Origin of the sequence: Sulfitobacter sp. OXR-159 (genome assembly GCF_034377145.1) — a bacterium.
In the GTDB taxonomy this organism is placed as follows: Bacteria; Pseudomonadota; Alphaproteobacteria; order Rhodobacterales; family Rhodobacteraceae; genus Sulfitobacter.
The window spans coordinates 1,663,366-1,678,565 of record NZ_CP139707.1; the positions used below are offsets into that span (position 1 = coordinate 1,663,366).

General features: G+C 58.9%; 14 protein-coding genes and 1 pseudogene. 8 read left to right on the forward strand and 7 right to left on the reverse strand.

Features of this window, described 5'->3' with window-relative positions:
• Positions 1-92 precede the first annotated feature (92 nt).
• Positions 93-881, reverse strand: a complete 789-nt coding sequence (locus tag T8A63_RS08570; RefSeq protein ID WP_322345529.1) for a MauE/DoxX family redox-associated membrane protein — start codon at positions 879-881, stop codon at positions 93-95.
• A 16-nt stretch (positions 882-897) separates the two neighbouring features.
• Positions 898-1,416: a DUF305 domain-containing protein gene (locus tag T8A63_RS08575; RefSeq protein ID WP_300058315.1), complete on the reverse strand. Its 519-nt coding sequence runs from the start codon at positions 1,414-1,416 to the stop codon at positions 898-900.
• Between the two features lie 98 nt (positions 1,417-1,514).
• Here T8A63_RS08575 and T8A63_RS08580 point away from each other — a divergent pair, with 98 nt between their 5' ends.
• The 8 genes and pseudogenes from T8A63_RS08580 (at position 1,515) to T8A63_RS08615 (ending at position 7,530) form a co-directional block, all read left to right on the forward strand.
• Positions 1,515-1,787 carry a metal-sensitive transcriptional regulator gene (locus T8A63_RS08580; RefSeq protein ID WP_322345530.1) on the forward strand — a complete coding sequence of 91 codons (273 nt, stop codon included), beginning with the start codon at positions 1,515-1,517 and terminating at the stop codon, positions 1,785-1,787.
• Positions 1,788-1,967: 180 nt separating this feature from the next.
• Positions 1,968-2,348 (forward strand): hypothetical protein, encoded by a 381-nt coding sequence (locus T8A63_RS08585; RefSeq protein ID WP_322345531.1) that lies wholly within the window; start codon positions 1,968-1,970, stop codon positions 2,346-2,348.
• Positions 2,349-2,431: 83 nt separating this feature from the next.
• Complete coding sequence (locus tag T8A63_RS08590; protein WP_082849457.1) at positions 2,432-2,725, forward strand: hypothetical protein; 294 nt, start codon at positions 2,432-2,434, stop codon at positions 2,723-2,725.
• Positions 2,725-4,188: pseudogene (locus T8A63_RS08595) on the forward strand (TolC family protein). The gene T8A63_RS08590 and the pseudogene T8A63_RS08595 overlap by 1 nt, the downstream one beginning before the upstream one ends.
• A 17-nt stretch (positions 4,189-4,205) precedes the next feature.
• Positions 4,206-5,564 carry a copper oxidase gene (locus T8A63_RS08600; RefSeq protein ID WP_322345533.1) on the forward strand — a complete coding sequence of 453 codons (1,359 nt, stop codon included), beginning with the start codon at positions 4,206-4,208 and terminating at the stop codon, positions 5,562-5,564.
• 46 nt (positions 5,565-5,610) lie between these two features.
• The gene (locus T8A63_RS08605) at positions 5,611-6,345 is read left to right on the forward strand and encodes a copper-binding protein (RefSeq protein WP_322345535.1); all 735 of its coding nucleotides are present in this window, start codon (positions 5,611-5,613) and stop codon (positions 6,343-6,345) included.
• A 69-nt stretch (positions 6,346-6,414) separates the two neighbouring features.
• Entirely contained in the window at positions 6,415-6,981 is a 567-nt protein-coding gene (locus T8A63_RS08610) for a helix-turn-helix transcriptional regulator (protein ID WP_322345537.1), read from the forward strand.
• Positions 6,982-7,188: 207 nt separating this feature from the next.
• The gene (locus T8A63_RS08615; RefSeq protein ID WP_150120074.1) at positions 7,189-7,530 is read left to right on the forward strand and encodes a helix-turn-helix domain-containing protein; all 342 of its coding nucleotides are present in this window, start codon (positions 7,189-7,191) and stop codon (positions 7,528-7,530) included.
• Positions 7,531-8,863: 1,333 nt separating this feature from the next.
• On the opposite strand, the gene T8A63_RS08620 is transcribed toward T8A63_RS08615, so the two are convergent.
• The 5 genes from T8A63_RS08620 to T8A63_RS08640 are packed head-to-tail and all read right to left on the reverse strand — an operon-like array spanning position 8,864 to position 15,155.
• Positions 8,864-9,646: a carnitinyl-CoA dehydratase gene (locus T8A63_RS08620; protein ID WP_322345539.1), complete on the reverse strand. Its 783-nt coding sequence runs from the start codon at positions 9,644-9,646 to the stop codon at positions 8,864-8,866.
• On the reverse strand, positions 9,643-11,661 hold the full coding sequence (locus T8A63_RS08625) for an acetate--CoA ligase family protein (RefSeq protein ID WP_322345542.1): 2,019 nt from the start codon (positions 11,659-11,661) through the stop codon (positions 9,643-9,645). Before T8A63_RS08625 ends, T8A63_RS08620 begins: the two co-directional genes overlap by 4 nt.
• Before the next feature lie 10 nt (positions 11,662-11,671).
• Complete coding sequence (locus T8A63_RS08630) at positions 11,672-12,832, reverse strand: acyl-CoA dehydrogenase family protein (protein ID WP_322345544.1); 1,161 nt, start codon at positions 12,830-12,832, stop codon at positions 11,672-11,674.
• Positions 12,832-14,250 (reverse strand): carnitine 3-dehydrogenase, encoded by a 1,419-nt coding sequence (locus tag T8A63_RS08635; protein ID WP_322345545.1) that lies wholly within the window; start codon positions 14,248-14,250, stop codon positions 12,832-12,834. The genes T8A63_RS08630 and T8A63_RS08635 overlap by 1 nt, the downstream gene beginning before the upstream one ends.
• Entirely contained in the window at positions 14,247-15,155 is a 909-nt protein-coding gene (locus tag T8A63_RS08640) for a 3-keto-5-aminohexanoate cleavage protein (protein ID WP_067626325.1), read from the reverse strand. The genes T8A63_RS08635 and T8A63_RS08640 overlap by 4 nt, the downstream gene beginning before the upstream one ends.
• Positions 15,156-15,200: the final 45 nt, after the last annotated feature.

Below are 15,200 nucleotides of genomic sequence, written 5' to 3' on the forward strand. Positions count from 1 at the left end.
CTGAGACAAACACTTGTGCCATGCACGTTTGCTTCAGTTGACCATTTCCGCCCTGTGAACTTGAGCTAAGCGCAAGATGCTGCGCCCGACCTTCAGGTAAACATCTTGGCCAACATCACGATGGCCATGCCCATCATCATCAGATTTTCGGACAGGCTCACAAATCCGAGAGGCACGTTCGAATTGCCGCCAACGCAGGCGCATTTCAACTCGCGCTTGTCGATGTAGACGGCCTTGAACACGCTTACTGCGCCAACCGTGGCTATGAAGAGAGCGGCTGGGGCGGCAATTGAGGTTAGCAACATCCCGGTCATCAACACGCCCGCCCCGGTTTCAACCCATGGATAAACGTAGGCATATGGCACCCATTTGCGTGCCAGCAGGTCGTAGTTGAGGAACATCGTAGTGAAGCTTTCAATATCACGCAGCTTCTGCATCCCCAGTAGGATCATCGAGACCGAAATGAACCAACCGAGCGTCTGCCACGTGATCGCGCCGAGAAAGCCGATGGACAGAGCAAGCGCTGTCGCGGCGGCTACGGCAAAGAGATAGATCACGGGATTGTAGGTGGTCAACGCAGGGTCGTAGCCGGTAAGTTCTTGGCGCAGGGCGTCATAGCCGCCAATGCGCTTCCCTTCGATCCAGACTTGAGGGGTCGTGGGAACATCGTATTGCGCCTTGAACGCGTCGACTTCGGACCGCGCGCGGAACAGGCGGTCATCGACCTCGTAGCCCTTGCGCTCCAAAAGCCATCGCGCCTTCTGCCCTGACGGGCACAGGTGGTTTGGCAGGGCCATGCGGTAGAGCACGGCGGTTTTCCCTGTCGCGGATGCGGCTGGGTCAGCTGTTACGTCTGCGACATCTCGGGTGTCACATGGCATGATATGCTCCTTTATCTTAGGGTTTGGTGCGGGGCGTGCCAGGCGCTGCATCCCCGTTGGCTTCGATGTCTTCGATATAAAGCTTCATCTCTTCGATCTCGCTGCGCTGTGCCTTGATGATCGCGTCGGCCAACTCGCGCACGCGCGGATCGGACAGGTTTGCGCGTTCGCTGGTCAGGATCGCGATTGAATGGTGCGGGATCATGGCTTTCATCCACGCGGTGTCGCCTACCGTATCTTGCGACCGGACCAAGTAGACGCCAGCCGCAAAGGCGATGGCAGCCCCAGTGAAGATTGCAAAATTCGTCTTTCGATTGGAATACATGCCGAGCATGAAGGCGAGCATGATGATTGCCATTATCCCGCCCATATAGAGCGCCATCCACATTCGCGTCTGCGAGAAGAAGACATGGTCAAGGGCATAAGTGTTAAGATACATCAGGCCATACATTACGACCGTCGAGGTGCCGATCATCGCAAAGAACCGGCCATAGCCACTGCTTGTGCTATCGTCGTGATTATTCTTTGAATCCATTGTATTGTCCTCCTAAATTGCCATTGTGTGCCTTCGTTTTATACCCATATGGGGTATATTTTTCGGTTGGCAACAAATCTCAATTGGAGCGACGCCTCATGAAGGCTAACAAGGAAAAGACGCTGGACCGCCTATCAAGGCTCGAAGGGCAAGTGCGCGGCATCGCTAAAATGGTGGAGGCCGACCGCTACTGCATGGACATCTTAGCACAGACTGCGGCCATCCGATCCGCCGTTCTGGGGGTCGAAAAGCTTGTGCTGGATAACCACGCCCAACATTGCGTCGAGGCTGCGATTGCCAGCGGCGACCCGGAAGAACAACGCGCCAAGTTTGAAGAGTTGATTGGTCTTTTGCAAAAGGCGTCGAAGTAGGCGTTTCGAACCGAATGCCCATTGCGCTCTGGCACCGTAGCCAGCGCCTTTGGCCTCTTCTTTGGGTCGGAACGCCAATCCGCTGCCCCGCACTTTAGGCCGGTTTCCGCCAGAAAACCGCAATCCTTCCAGCGCTGGACACGTTGACAGGCTCTGCGACTTACGACATTGCTAACCCCTATGCGTGCTCTGGCAAACATATCAGACCTCTGCCGCGCCCTTCTGGGTGTGGTTTTGGCCTGTGGTCTGTTGCTGCTTCCGCCCTCTTCGGTTCATGCCGAAAGCGGAATGCACGAAAGCGAGCAGGCGGCGCATCACGCGGGCCACCAGATGACCGCAGCGTCAGAACTGCAACAGGATGTTGCCGCGCTACCTGATCTGACAGACATACCAGAAAGTTTCGAAGGCGAGCCTTGCTGTGGTGGCATCTGTCTGACGGCGGCGCTGACCGCATCGCAGGACGCCAAGATAACGGCCGTGCGATCCGTTGAATATGCCAGCGTGTCGCATTCTGTCGCCTCTGGCCAGCCCACGGGCCAATTGCGCCCGCCTCAAGCCTGAGTTGATCCCGGCCCCCTGACGGCCTTTGCATCTGCGGCGTCTGGCTGCGGGTAAGATCACCTCATTCTCAGGCAAAAAAACCAATGAAATTACCACTGATTGCAGGGGCGATGTCCCTGACCCTTGGGGCTTGCGCCTCGACGCTCCCCCCATTTCCAGACGTCACAGCCGCCTATGTGCAGCAGCCCACGCCTCTGCCCGAAGTCGCCGCGATGACCGCCGCCGACAACAGCACGCGCGGCAGTGCCACGACCGCCGAAGAGCAACCCTTTGCAGGCTACCGTCGTCGCGGCGTGGTGGAGCCGCTCGATTGGCGACGATTGAACGCTGAACAGGCACCTATGCAAGGGATGGATATGCAGGGGATGAACCACTGATGCGTTGGAAATTGAAAACCGCCGCAGTCATTACACCACTGATCTTGGGCGCCTGCACGGCAACGGACCTGCCGGTGAGTTTCTCGGCCCGTGATGCTGGCTTTGCCACTGTTGAAGCGCGCACCTCCAAGGCCATCGGCAAGCGCACCGTCTGGGCGCAGTCGCAGGCCGAGACCGTCGCCGCCTCCAAACAGGTCCGCGCCATGGTGCAGGGCAAGACGATTAGCGCCGAAACCGCGGTGCAGGTTGCGCTGTTGAACAACAAGGGGCTTCAGGCATCCTACGCGTAGATCGGTCTGTCGGCAGCGGAAGCATGGCAACAGTCCACGCCCGAGAACCCCGTCGTCTCCATCGGTCTTTTGGGCATCGGCGCACCTGAGGTCGGGCTCTACCGTGCTTTGGAAAGCATGATCGCCGTTAACCTTCTGGACGCCCGCACCCGCAAACAGCGCATCGCCGCTGCCGAGGCCGAGTTCCAGCACGCGCAGATGCAAGCCGTCAGCGACACGCTGGCTCTGGCCAATGAAACGCGCGAGGCTTGGGTCAATGCGGTCGCGGCCTTTGAAACGGTCAGCTATCTGAAACGCGCGGCCGTCACCACCGATGCGGCGGCGGAACTGGCGCAGCAGCTGGGCAAGACCGGCGCGCTCAACAAAGCCGCGCAGGCCCGAGAGCAGGCGTTCAACGCCGAAATGGCGGGCCAATTGGCACAGGCGCGGCTGGACGCGCAATTGGCCAAGGAGCAACTGACCCGGCTTATGGGCCTTTGGGGGCAGGACGTGGCCTATTACGTGCCCGATGCCCTGCCGCGTGTGCCGAACACGGTCAGCAGCCACCGGGGCATCGAACGGCTGGCACTGGCCAATCGGGTTGATCTGGAAGTCGCCCGGCTGGGGTTGGAGGCCACGGCCAAAGCCTATGGCCTGACCGATGCGACCCGTACCCTGACCGATCTCGAAGTCATCGCCGGGGCCGAAATCGAACGGGAGGAAGAGAACGGCGAGATTGAAACCAACGTGTCACCGCAGGTCGAGTTTGAGTTCGTGATCCCAATCTTCGACAGCGGCAAAGCGCGGCTGCGCAAGGCCGAGCTTAGCTATCTGCAAGCGGCCAATGTGCTGGCCGAACGCGCGGTGAACGTCCGCTCCGAAGCACGTGCTGCGGCCACGGCCTACCGCTCAAGCCACCAGATTGCGCGGCACTATTCGGACGTGGTGCTGCCGCTGCGGCGTACCATCGATGAGGAAGCGCTGCTCAGCAACAACGGCATGATCACCAGCACCTTCGACCTGCTGAATGACGCCCGCGAAAGGATCGGGAGCCAGCTTGAAGCGGCCAATGCCAAGCGTGAGTTCTGGCTGGCTTCGGCTGGTCTAACGGCTGCGATCTATGGCGGTGGCAGCGGCGGCGGTGGTGCCGGTGGAGAGACACAAATCGCCGCCGGTGGCGGCGCCGGACATTGAGACAAGGAAGCAACCAGATGATGAACAGACGTCAACTGCTGGGGGCCGGTGCTGCGGGTGCAACGCTCGTGTCCTCCAAAGCATGGGGCCAGACCATGAACATGGGCCTGCCCGAAGCCGCGGTGATGGACAGTGCGCTGACCCAATCGCCAACCCGCCCCACCAGCGGGCCGGATTACAATCCCGTGGTCACGCTCAACGGCTGGACCCTGCCGCACCGGATGAACAACGGTGTGAAAGAATTCCATCTCGTCGCAGAACCGGTGGAGCGCGAACTGGCCGACGGGATGGTCGCACGGCTCTGGGGGTATAACGGCCAGTCCACCGGCCCCACCATTGAGGCGGTCGAGGGTGACCGGGTGCGCATCTACGTGACCAATCGCTTGCCCGAGCATACGACGGTGCATTGGCACGGGCTGATCCTGCCCTCGGGCATGGACGGCGTCGGCGGGCTCAGCCACCCCGGCATCCCGCCGGGCAAGACTTTTGTCTATGAGTTCGATCTGACCAAATCCGGCACCTTCATGTACCACCCGCATGGCGATGAGATGGTGCAGATGGCGATGGGCATGATGGGCATGTTCGTGGTTCACCCCAAGGATCCGGACTTTATGCGTGTTGATCGGGACTTCCTGATCATGCTCAACGCCTTTGACATCGATCCGGGCACCTACATCCCGCGCATCATGACGATGACGGATTTCAACCTGTGGACTTGGAACAGCCGGATTTTCCCCGACATCGACCCGCTGGTCGTCAATCAGGGTGACAAGGTACGGGTCCGCGTGGGCAACCTCACGATGACCAACCACCCGATCCACATGCATGGCTATGACTTCAAGGTCACCTGCACCGATGGCGGCTGGGTGCCGGAATCGGCGCAATGGCCCGAGGTCTCCATCGACATCCCTGTGGGCGCCATGCGCGCCTATGAGTTTGTGGCCGACCATCTGGGCGACTGGGCAATCCATTGCCACAAGTCGCACCACACGATGAACGCCATGGGCCATGACGTGCCGACGCTCATTGGCACCAGCAGTTCCAACATGACACGTCAGGTTCGCCGCGTGCAGCCCGAGTTCATGCCCATGGGCACGGCGGGCATGGCGGATATGGGCGAAATGTCGATGCCGCTGCCTAACAACACCGTGTCGATGATGGCCGGTTGGGGGCCGCATGGCCCGCTGGAGATGGGCGGCATGTTCTCGGTCGTGAAGGTGCGCGAAGGCATCGACGCGGACGACTACGAAGATCCCGGCTGGTATGAAAACCCTCCGGGCACCGAGGCGTATGAATGGACGGGCGAGCTGCCAGAGTTCGCGCAGAACCACAGCCCTAAAACCAAGATCACGCCAAAACCAACCTCCAAGGGCTAAGCGGCCCTTGGACCATAATGACCTCTAAAACCATACAGGAAACACCATGAACAAACTTCTTCTTTCGACCGCCCTCAGCCTTCTCATCACCGCCCCCGCCTTTGCCGCGGGCACCCATGGCGGCGGTCATGACGATGACGGTCACGGCGACATGCACAAAGAGATGGCCATCGGCATGCCTGGCAAGGCCGAAGCCGTGGACCGCACCATCGACGTGACCATGCGCGAAACCGACGACGGCGAGATGATTTTCGAGCCCGCCGCGTTCGACATCAAGGAAGGCGAGACCATCCGCTTTGCCGTCACCAACAAGGGCGAGATCGAGCATGAGTTCGTGATCGACACGATGGAAGGCAATGCCGAGCACAAGGAATCCATGGCCAAGATGGACATGGAGCATGATGACCCGAACTCGGTGCGTCTCGACTCCGGCATGGAGGGCGAGGTGATCTGGACCTTCGCCAACGAAGGTACGTTTGAATTCGCCTGCCTGATCCCCGGCCACTACGAATCCGGCATGCATGGCCCGATCACCGTCGCACAGTCCGATGACGCGCCAGAGGCGCCCGCGGTCTACTCCACCGGCAAGATCAAAAAGGTCGACGCCAAGGGCAAGAAGGTCACCATCATTCACGGCCCGCTTGAAAACCTCGACATGCCGTCGATGACCATGGTGTTCAAAGCCGATGAAGCGTTGATCGCCAAAATGAAGGAAGGCCAGAACATCGAATTCGTGGCCGACCGTGTGAAAGGCAAGCTGACCGTCACAGCGATGAAGTAAGCGCCGACAGCAGGGCCGGCGAACGGGCTGGCCCTGCTCTTTCCACCAAAATATAAGGCACTTCGAGCTATGAAAACGCGTGGAACCATCGCCCTTTGGGCCATTGCAACACTACAGGCCATTGTGGCGATCTTCTTTACCGTCTGCTTCTTGTTGGACGCTATGGGAATGGAACCTGAGTTTCTGATCTGGCAGAGCCATGAGTATCAGCAAACGATCTTGGCCATCGGGTTGAACCTCGGCGTGGCGCTTGGCTGGATCGCCCTTAGAACAAGTCTGCAACGCGCCCGGCTCGCCGAAGAGAAGATGCGCCGATGCACCTCGGAGTTCTCACTGGTGATGTCGCAGCATTTCACCGATTGGCGTCTGACCCCCGCCGAGCGGGATGTCGCGGTGTTTTTGGTCAAGGGCCTGAGCACCCGCGACATTGCGGACCTGCGCGGCACCTCTGAAGGGACGATCAAGGCGCAGACAAACGCGATTTATCGCAAGGCTGCCGTCACCGGACGCACTCAGTTGCTCAGCACCTTTATTGAGGATCTGATGGATGACGCATGGGTGCCGGCGGACGCCCCGCAAACTGCGGCTGAGCGTTCGCATGTGGCTGCCCCCAGATTAACGGCCGCCCCGGCATAACCGCCTGAGGGGACGCCCTCGCAAGCAAAACAGGTAGCCCGTCATGATCCAAGCAATGCTTCTATCCGTTTTGGTCGTCAGCATCTGCACGGCGATCCACTATCTCGTGGCCATCCGACCTGCAACGGTAGATATCGAACCTTAATCACGCAAATTATTGGGTTCACCACAAGAGACGCATCTCCTCAAAAATGAGGAGTCTCGCACGTGTCTTTCGAATCGAAACCAACTGAATTTTCAAAATCTTACCGTCCAATTGCATACAGTGTTGATGAAATTGCAGAGATGCTCGACGTTCCGAAAAGCACGATCTATCGTGAGATCCGCGAAGGTCGCCTCATTGCGCGGCGCGTTGGTAAATTCTATCGTGTTCATGCCGATAGATTTGATGAGTATCTAAAAGGTCCCGACCCCGTAAGCCAGCCCGATTATATGAACGTCCAGATACCGGTGAGTGGGTTATCCGCGACGGGGGAAAAGATACAAGAACCGGACTTCGCGGCCCAAGCACGCGCCCGTCGGCAGAAGCGGCGCTCGCGAGATATCTGACTGAGCGGGGCAGGGCGCCTGCTCCGGTCGATCCAGACCAGATACCAGTCAATGTCCTTGTCGGCGACTATGCTGCTGGCCGGGCTGATGAGATAGCAGATCCAGATCGTCTCGATCATGCCGCCGAAGCACTGGTATCGTTTTGGACCGGTAAGACTGTCCAGGATGTTACAGAAGAAAACTGCAAAGCATATCTGAAACAGAGACAAAAGATCGGCAGGAGTCGATCAACAGTCAGGCGCGAGCTTTCGACGATGAGGGCGGCCTTGAATTACAGCCGTTCGCGGTTGACGAAGGTCCCGGACGTTTGGCTGCCAGCTGAGACAGAGCCGCGGCCGGATTGGCTCACAAGAGATGAGTTCGCCGCGGTGCTCTGGCATCTCTGGCGACAAAAGCGCACCAAGCATGCTGCACGCTTGGCACTGTGCCAATTCTACACTGGATCGCGACCCCGCACTGTCAGCAACACGACGCGCGCGAAGCGTAGGGATGGACCTTGGCTTGATCTCGATCAGGAAATTTGGTGGCGGCGCGGCGATGATGAACAAAGGACCCGCAAAGACAGAAAGCCTCATCGGATCCCTGCACGACTCATGGCTCACCTGAAGAGGTGGGATCGCCTCTTCGATTGGGATTACGTTGTTGAGCACACTCGATATCCAGGCCGACCTATCGGCGATATCGAGAAGGCACTCACAACAGCATGCGAAAAGGCTGGCGTCCGTCGCATCACCCCTCACGGCATCAAACATACAGCTATAACCTTGTTCATAAGATCCGGCGGCAGCATTGAAGACGCTTCAGAATACTTCAGCACCTCGCCGGACACGATACGGAAGACTTACTGGCATCACAGCCCGCATCACATGCAGAAACAAGCCGCGGCAATGGGGTCAGTCGGCCGCACAGATACGCACAGAAACCCCTCGAAATCAGTGCAAATGGGTAAAGGAAACTGATAAAAAACTGAGCAATTTCAGTGCATTTAGCATCAGGCCTGCGCCCTCCTAAGGCAGAGGCCAGAGGTTCGAATCCTCTAGGGTCCGCCATAAAATCCAGTCATTTAGTCGATCCGACTGATCTGCGTTTCTGTTACGGGTGACGGTTTGCGCTAACATTTCCGACTGCGTTTCCTTGGATTGGGATGTTTTTCTCGCCAGCAGCGTGCAATCTCATGGAAAACGCTAGAGTGATTCTGGGACCGGCTATTTTACCCCGTCGTCCACATCCGGGAGCAGGAAAGCCGCGGCTCAATCGTTCGTTGCGTGGGCCGTTCAGGTGGCGCGGGACCTATAGCCCCGCGAGAGCCGGTGAAAGCCCGGATGCAACGCTCTTAGCGCCCTTTCCAGACCGGGTCCCGCTTTTCAGCAAAGGCCCGCGCACCTTCGGCGTTATCCTCCGACCCATAAAGCACATCGACAGTCTTTAGCTGGCGTTTGGTGACCCGGTTCATGCTGTCCTGAAAGTTGCTATCCTCAGCATCCCGCACGATTTCCTTGATTGCGGCATAGACCAGCGGCGGGCCCGAGGCCAAAAGGCGTGCCATATCCCAGGCCTGCGCCATCAGTTCATCTGCCGCATGAACGTGGTTCACAAACCCCCAGCGGTTGGCTTCTTCGGCGTCCAGCCAGCGGCCCGTGAGCAGCATCTCCATTGCGATATGATAGGGAATGCGCTTTGGCAATTTGATGGAGGCGGCATCAGCCACCGTGCCGGAGGTGATTTCGGGCAGCGCGAAACTGGCATGATCTGCTGCTAGGATAACGTCTGCAGACAGCGCCAGTTCAAGTCCGCCGCCACAGCAAATCCCGTTTACCGCAGCGATCACCGGTTTGTTCATGTCGCGCAATTCTTGCAGGCCGCCAAAGCCGCCTACGCCGTAATCGCCATCCACCTCGTCGCCATCCGCGGCGGCTTTCAAATCCCAACCGGGGCAGAAGAATTTCGGCCCCGCGCCTGTGATAATCGCAACCCGTAAATCAGGGTCGTCACGAAAGGCGGCAAAGGTTTCACCCAAGATCCGGCTGGTGTGGAGGTCAATGGCATTGGCCTTTGGGCGATCCAGAGTGATTTCGAGCACGGCACCCTCTCGGCGCGTTTTAACGGGGCTTGTCATAATGTTCCTTTCACCAAAAGCGTATCGGCGATGATCGCGCGGTCTTTTGTACAGATGAGGGGATTGATTTCGATTTCGGCAATTTCGCCGGCGTGGTCGGTGACGAAGTTTTGCAGCTTCAGGGTCGCGTCAACAATGGCGTCTATGTTGCCTGGCTCATTACCGCGATAGCCGCTTAACAGGGGGTGAATTCTTAATCGGCCCAAGGCGTGGCGAATATCTGTGTCCGTGGTGGGCAGCAGCAAGGATTGACCGTCCTCCAGAATTTCCGTCAGGGTGCCGCCCGCGGCCAATGTCAGGACAAACCCATGGGCGGGGTCCGCGACGATGCCTAGCAAAAGCTCCGCGACCGTGCCGGTGATCATTTCTTCGACTAGGAAGGTTTCGGCCTGCATTGCCTGCGCCGCCGCGCTGACTTGTTCCGCGTCAGTGAGGTTTAGCTTTACCGCGCCGGTTTCGGTTTTATGGGCGACACCTTCGCCCTTCAAAACCACAGGAAAACCGATCTTTTCGGCGCAAGCGATCACATCTGCAGGGGCGATGCCCGCACGGCTTGTGGGGATATCCAAGCCGTATGCCGCAAGGGTCCGTTTGGCATCGCCTTCGGTGACCGTGATCGTCGTTGCGAAGCTGGGGGCAGGTAGCAGGGGTTGGTGATTTTGGCGCGGCGGCATGCGCGCCGCGCTGATCGCTTCGCAGGCCGTGCCAAAGTCGCACAGCGGCACGATCCCCGCGCCAAGCAACCGTTTTGCAATTGCTTCGGGCAGGTTTTCGACGATGGACCCAACCACCCCAAAGGGACGGCCCGTTTGACGGGCTGCCTCTTCGATCGCCTCGATTGCAATCATCCAATCATCGGCGGCACAGCTGTCTAGGCGCGGGAAATCAAGCACCACAAGGGTCAGGTCGATATCATCGCCCGTCATGGCCGCAAACACGGCTGTCATGGCGGCCTTATCGCGCCAGATTTGTGTGTGATAATCCAAAGGGTTCGTCAGATTGACTAGCGAACTGAGGTGCTGGGAAAGCGTATCTGTTTGAGCAGATGTCAGGGGCGGGAAGGCCAGACCATAATGCGCCGCGGTATCCGCCATGACGCTCGCCTCGCCGCCCGAGCAGCTTAGCGACGCAATGCGCCCTCCGGACAGGCGGCCATGGCAGTGAAACAGCTTTAACGTCTCAAGCAGCGCAGCGGGGGAACCGACCCGCGCAATGCCAAGCCGCGCCAATACCGCATCCGATCCCGCGCTGCTGCCTGCGAGCGAGGCGGTGTGCGAAATGGTCGCCAATTGTGATTCCTGCGACCGGCCAACCTTCAGCGCCACAATCGGCTTGCCGAGCGCCTGCGACAGCCGCGCCAGTTCTTCAAAATCCGCGATGTCGCCAAAGCTTTCGATGTAAAGGCCAAGTGCGGTCACGCGGGCGTCGCGGATGACAGTTTGGGCGATGCGGGCAAGCCCTTGCTGGGCCTGATTGCCCGCGGTGATGGTATAGGCAATGGGCAACCCGCGTTGTTGCATCGTGAGGTTGATCGCGATGTTGGACGACTGCGCCAAGATCGCCACGCCGCGTTCAACGGGCACCAGCCCATGTTGATCCGGCCAAAGCGCCACCTGATCCACGGCATTCAGAACCCCGTAGCAATTCGGCCCCAGAATGGGCATTCCCCCTGCTGCGGCCAACAATTGGTCATTCAAATCCGCACCGTCGGCGGTTTCTTTGAAGCCGCTTGCAAAACACACGGCGCCCCCGGCACCCATCTGGTTCAGCTCGCCGACCAGATCGATGGTTGCGCGGCGGTTCACTCCGATGAACGTCGCATCCGGCGCATTTGGTAAATCGGCAAGCGTCTTAAAGGCCGGCAAGCCGCCAACACTGTCCTTTTTGGGATGCACGGGCCAGATATCACCCTTGAAACCGATCTTCTGGTTTTGCTCGATCACGGAGTCGCACCACGCCCCGCCGCCGACAACGGCGATGGAGCGGGGGCGAAGGAGGCGCTCAAGATCACCCATACCCGTGACCCTAGGCGCCAAGGGGGCGCAAGAGATCGCGGCTGATGATGTGGCGCTGGATTTCAGATGTGCCATCCCAGATCCGTTCGACCCGCGCGTCCCGCCAGAACCGTTCAATGGGGAAGTCATCCATCAAGCCCATGCCGCCAAAGATTTGCAGGGTAGCATCTGTCACCCGCGCCAGCATTTCCGACGCGTAGAGCTTGGCACTGGCGATTTCGCGGTTCGCAGTCAGGTTTTGATCCAGCCGCCACGCCGCCGCCAATGTCAGGTACTCGGCGGCATCAATTTCGGTGATCATGTCGGCAAGCTGAAAGCTGATGCCCTGATACTTGCCGATCTGCTGACCAAACTGTTTGCGCTCAGCCGCGTAATTCAACGCCATGTCAAAGCAACGTCGTGCGCGGCCCACAGACATTGCAGCGACCGTGATCCGCGTGGCGTAAAGCCATTCGTTCATCACCGCAAAGCCGCCATCGACCTCGCCCAGAACCTGAGCATCCGGCAGGCGGCAGTTGTCAAATTCGAGGATCATGTTTTTGTAGCCACGGTGCGAGACGGATTTGTAGCCATCGCGGATGGTGAAGCCGGGCGTGCCGCGGTCGACCAGAAAGGTCGTGATGCGTTTTTTGGGGCCGCGCGGCGTGTCGTCTTCGCCGGTTGCCATAAAGACGATCACGAAATCTGCATGATCCGCGCCAGAGATGAAATGCTTGGTTCCGTTCAGAACCCAGTCACCGCCATCGCGTTTGGCTGTACATTTCATGCCGCGGACATCGGACCCTGCATCGGGTTCGGTCATGGCCAGCGCATCCATCTTTTCGCCGCGAATGGCGGGGGTAAGATAGCGTTCAATCTGATCGTCCTTGCAGGCCATCAAGATATTCTGCGGCCGCCCGAAAAAATGGTTCAACGCCATAGAGCCGCGGCCCAGTTCGCGTTCAACCAGCGCAAATTCAAGATGCGAGAGGCCAGCCCCGCCAACGCTTTCGGGGAAGTTGCAGGCATAAAACCCCAGATCCAGCGTCTTTTGTTTGATCGCATGCGCGATGTCATGGTGGACTTCGCCAGTGCGCTCTACCTCTGCCTCGTGGGGGTATATTTCGTTTTCGACAAAGGACCGCACGGTGGAAACGATCATCTCTTGCTCTTCGGTCAATCCAAAATGCATCAGCTAGGCTCCGGCTTGGGCAAGGCGGCTTGTGCCGCGATGATGGAGGCGAGCTTGTCGCTGACATGCGCCGCAGGGTCGCATGATTTGCGGGTTTCTAGACTGACGTGCAGCAGGAACTGGTTGCAGGTCGCCACCACATCACCAGCGGCGCTTTTCAATTCGTGGAACAGCCGCAGCTTTTTACCCGCACCCTCAAGAATGGTCGTGACAACGGTGACGTTGTCGCCTGCGTGGCATTCATTGAGGAACTTGGTATGAGTATCGGCGGTAAAGTAACTAAAGCCGGATTTGATATAGGCGTCGTCGGCCCCGATCATGCGCATGAGTGCATCGGCGGCGTCAGACCACAGCTGCCCATAGCGGCTTTCGTTCATGTGCCCGTTGTAATCCGTCCAATCGATTGGAATGGCGCGGGCGACAGTGATGATGGGTTTGGTGAAGTCGGGGTCGGCTTTGCCCTCGAGGCGGGCGTCATGCGCGTTCAACAACGCCCCTGCACCCCAATCACGCCCCTTCAGGGACCGCATCATGGACACCAGGTTGTCGTCGCGAATGCGTTCAAGCTCTCGAATCGTATGGGCACCGGATTGCGCGTCCGATTGGCTGGCGATCTTCTGTACCAAATCATCGGTCAGTTCGGGCACGTCCATCAACTTGGTCCAAGGCCATTGCAGGCAGGGCCCGAACTGTTCGATGAAATGGGCCATCCCAGCCTCGCCGCCCGCCACGCGGTAGGTTTCAAACAGGCCCATCTGCCCCCAACGCAGACCAAAGCCGAAACGGATGGCGTCATCGATTTCCTCGGTCGTGGCGATGCCGTCCTTGATCAGCCAAAGCGCCTCGCGCCAGACCGCTTCGAGAAAACGATCAGCCACATGCGCGTCGATTTCCTTGCGTAGTTTTAGAGGCTTCATGCCGATTTCAGTAAGCACCGCCTGCGCGCGCGTGGTCGTGGCGTCGTCACCGACCAGTTCGATAAGCGGCAACAAATAGACCGGGTTGAACGGGTGTGCGACGAAAATCTGATTGGGGCGAAGCGCCCCTTGCTGCAGTTCGGACGGTTTGAAGCCCGAGGTTGAAGAGCCGATCAGCGCGTCTTTGCGGCAGTGGGACTGAATTTCGGCGAAGATCTTGTGCTTCATCTCAAGCCGTTCCGGCGCGCTTTCCTGAATCCAGTCGGCCTCTGCGACTGCGTCGGCCAATGTGGGGACGATTTGTACCTGACCTTCGGGCGGCAGTGCCCCCTCGGACAAGGCGGGCAGGGACCGGCGCGCGTTTGCCATGACTTCGCTGATTTTGCGTTCGGCTTCGGGATCGGGGTCAAAAATGGTGACGTTCCATCCGGACAAGGCAAAGCGCGCGGCCCAGCCGCCGCCAATGACACCACCGCCGATGATTGCTGCTATCTTGGTCATCGCGGTGCCTGCTTGGTCAGGCCCAGTTTTTGGCGTACGGCATCAGGGCCCATGACGGTTGCCCCCATGTTTTCAATGATGGTGACGGCCCGAGACACAAGCGCTTCGTTGGTGGCGAGCTCGCCTTTGCCGAGCCACAGATTATCCTCAAGCCCGACGCGCACATGGCCCCCTGCCAAGACCGATGCGGCCACATAGGGCATCTCGTCACGGCCGATTGAAAAGGCGGACCAGTTCCAGTCGTCAGGCACATTGTTAACCATTGCCATAAAGGTGTTCAGGTCATTGGGCGCGCCCCATGGGATGCCCATGCAGAGCTGCACCAGCGCGGGCGAAGACAACACACCGTCTTTAACCAGTTGTTTCGCATACCAAAGGTGGCCGGTATCAAAGGCTTCGATCTCTGGCTTCACGCCAAGCGCTTCCATCCGCGCGCCCATCGTTGTCAGCATGCCGGGCGTGTTGGTCATCACATAGTCAGCTTCGGCAAAATTCATCGTGCCGCAGTCGAGGGTGCATATCTCGGGCAGGCAGTCTTCGATATGCGCCAGCCGTTCTTCGGCGCTGACCATATCGGTGGCATCGTTCAGCGGCAGCGGCGCGGAGGGCGGGCCAAAGACGATGTCGCCGCCCATGCCTGCGGTGAGGTTCAGCACCACGTCGACCTCGGCATCGCGGATGCGGTCGGTCACTTCGCGGTAGAGTTTCGGATCGCGTGAGGGCACGCCAGTCTCGGGGTCGCGCACGTGGCAGTGCACAATCGCCGCACCCGCTTTGGCGGCGGCGATGGCTGAATTGGCGATCTGTTCAGGGCTGCGGGGAACATGGGGTGACCGATCTTGGCTGCTGCCGGATCCGGTCACGGCGCAGGTGATAAAGACCTCACGGGTCATCTGCAGGGGCATCTTGGTCTCCTTTTAGGCTTATCTGCAGACTACCCGGATTGATCG

Bases quoted from the DNA above. Each gene is read 5' to 3' on its own strand.
- T8A63_RS08570 (WP_322345529.1), bottom strand. From the start codon at position 881: ATGCCATGTGACACCCGAGATGTCGCAGACGTAACAGCTGACCCAGCC.
- T8A63_RS08575 (WP_300058315.1), bottom strand. From the start codon at position 1,416: ATGGATTCAAAGAATAATCACGACGATAGCACAAGCAGTGGCTATGGC.
- T8A63_RS08580 (WP_322345530.1), top strand. From the start codon at position 1,515: ATGAAGGCTAACAAGGAAAAGACGCTGGACCGCCTATCAAGGCTCGAA.
- T8A63_RS08585 (WP_322345531.1), top strand. From the start codon at position 1,968: ATGCGTGCTCTGGCAAACATATCAGACCTCTGCCGCGCCCTTCTGGGT.
- T8A63_RS08590 (WP_082849457.1), top strand. From the start codon at position 2,432: ATGAAATTACCACTGATTGCAGGGGCGATGTCCCTGACCCTTGGGGCT.
- T8A63_RS08600 (WP_322345533.1), top strand. From the start codon at position 4,206: ATGATGAACAGACGTCAACTGCTGGGGGCCGGTGCTGCGGGTGCAACG.
- T8A63_RS08605 (WP_322345535.1), top strand. From the start codon at position 5,611: ATGAACAAACTTCTTCTTTCGACCGCCCTCAGCCTTCTCATCACCGCC.
- T8A63_RS08610 (WP_322345537.1), top strand. From the start codon at position 6,415: ATGAAAACGCGTGGAACCATCGCCCTTTGGGCCATTGCAACACTACAG.
- T8A63_RS08620 (WP_322345539.1), bottom strand. From the start codon at position 9,646: ATGACAAGCCCCGTTAAAACGCGCCGAGAGGGTGCCGTGCTCGAAATC.
- T8A63_RS08625 (WP_322345542.1), bottom strand. From the start codon at position 11,661: ATGGGTGATCTTGAGCGCCTCCTTCGCCCCCGCTCCATCGCCGTTGTC.
- T8A63_RS08630 (WP_322345544.1), bottom strand. From the start codon at position 12,832: ATGCATTTTGGATTGACCGAAGAGCAAGAGATGATCGTTTCCACCGTG.
- T8A63_RS08635 (WP_322345545.1), bottom strand. From the start codon at position 14,250: ATGACCAAGATAGCAGCAATCATCGGCGGTGGTGTCATTGGCGGCGGC.
- T8A63_RS08640 (WP_067626325.1), bottom strand. From the start codon at position 15,155: ATGCCCCTGCAGATGACCCGTGAGGTCTTTATCACCTGCGCCGTGACC.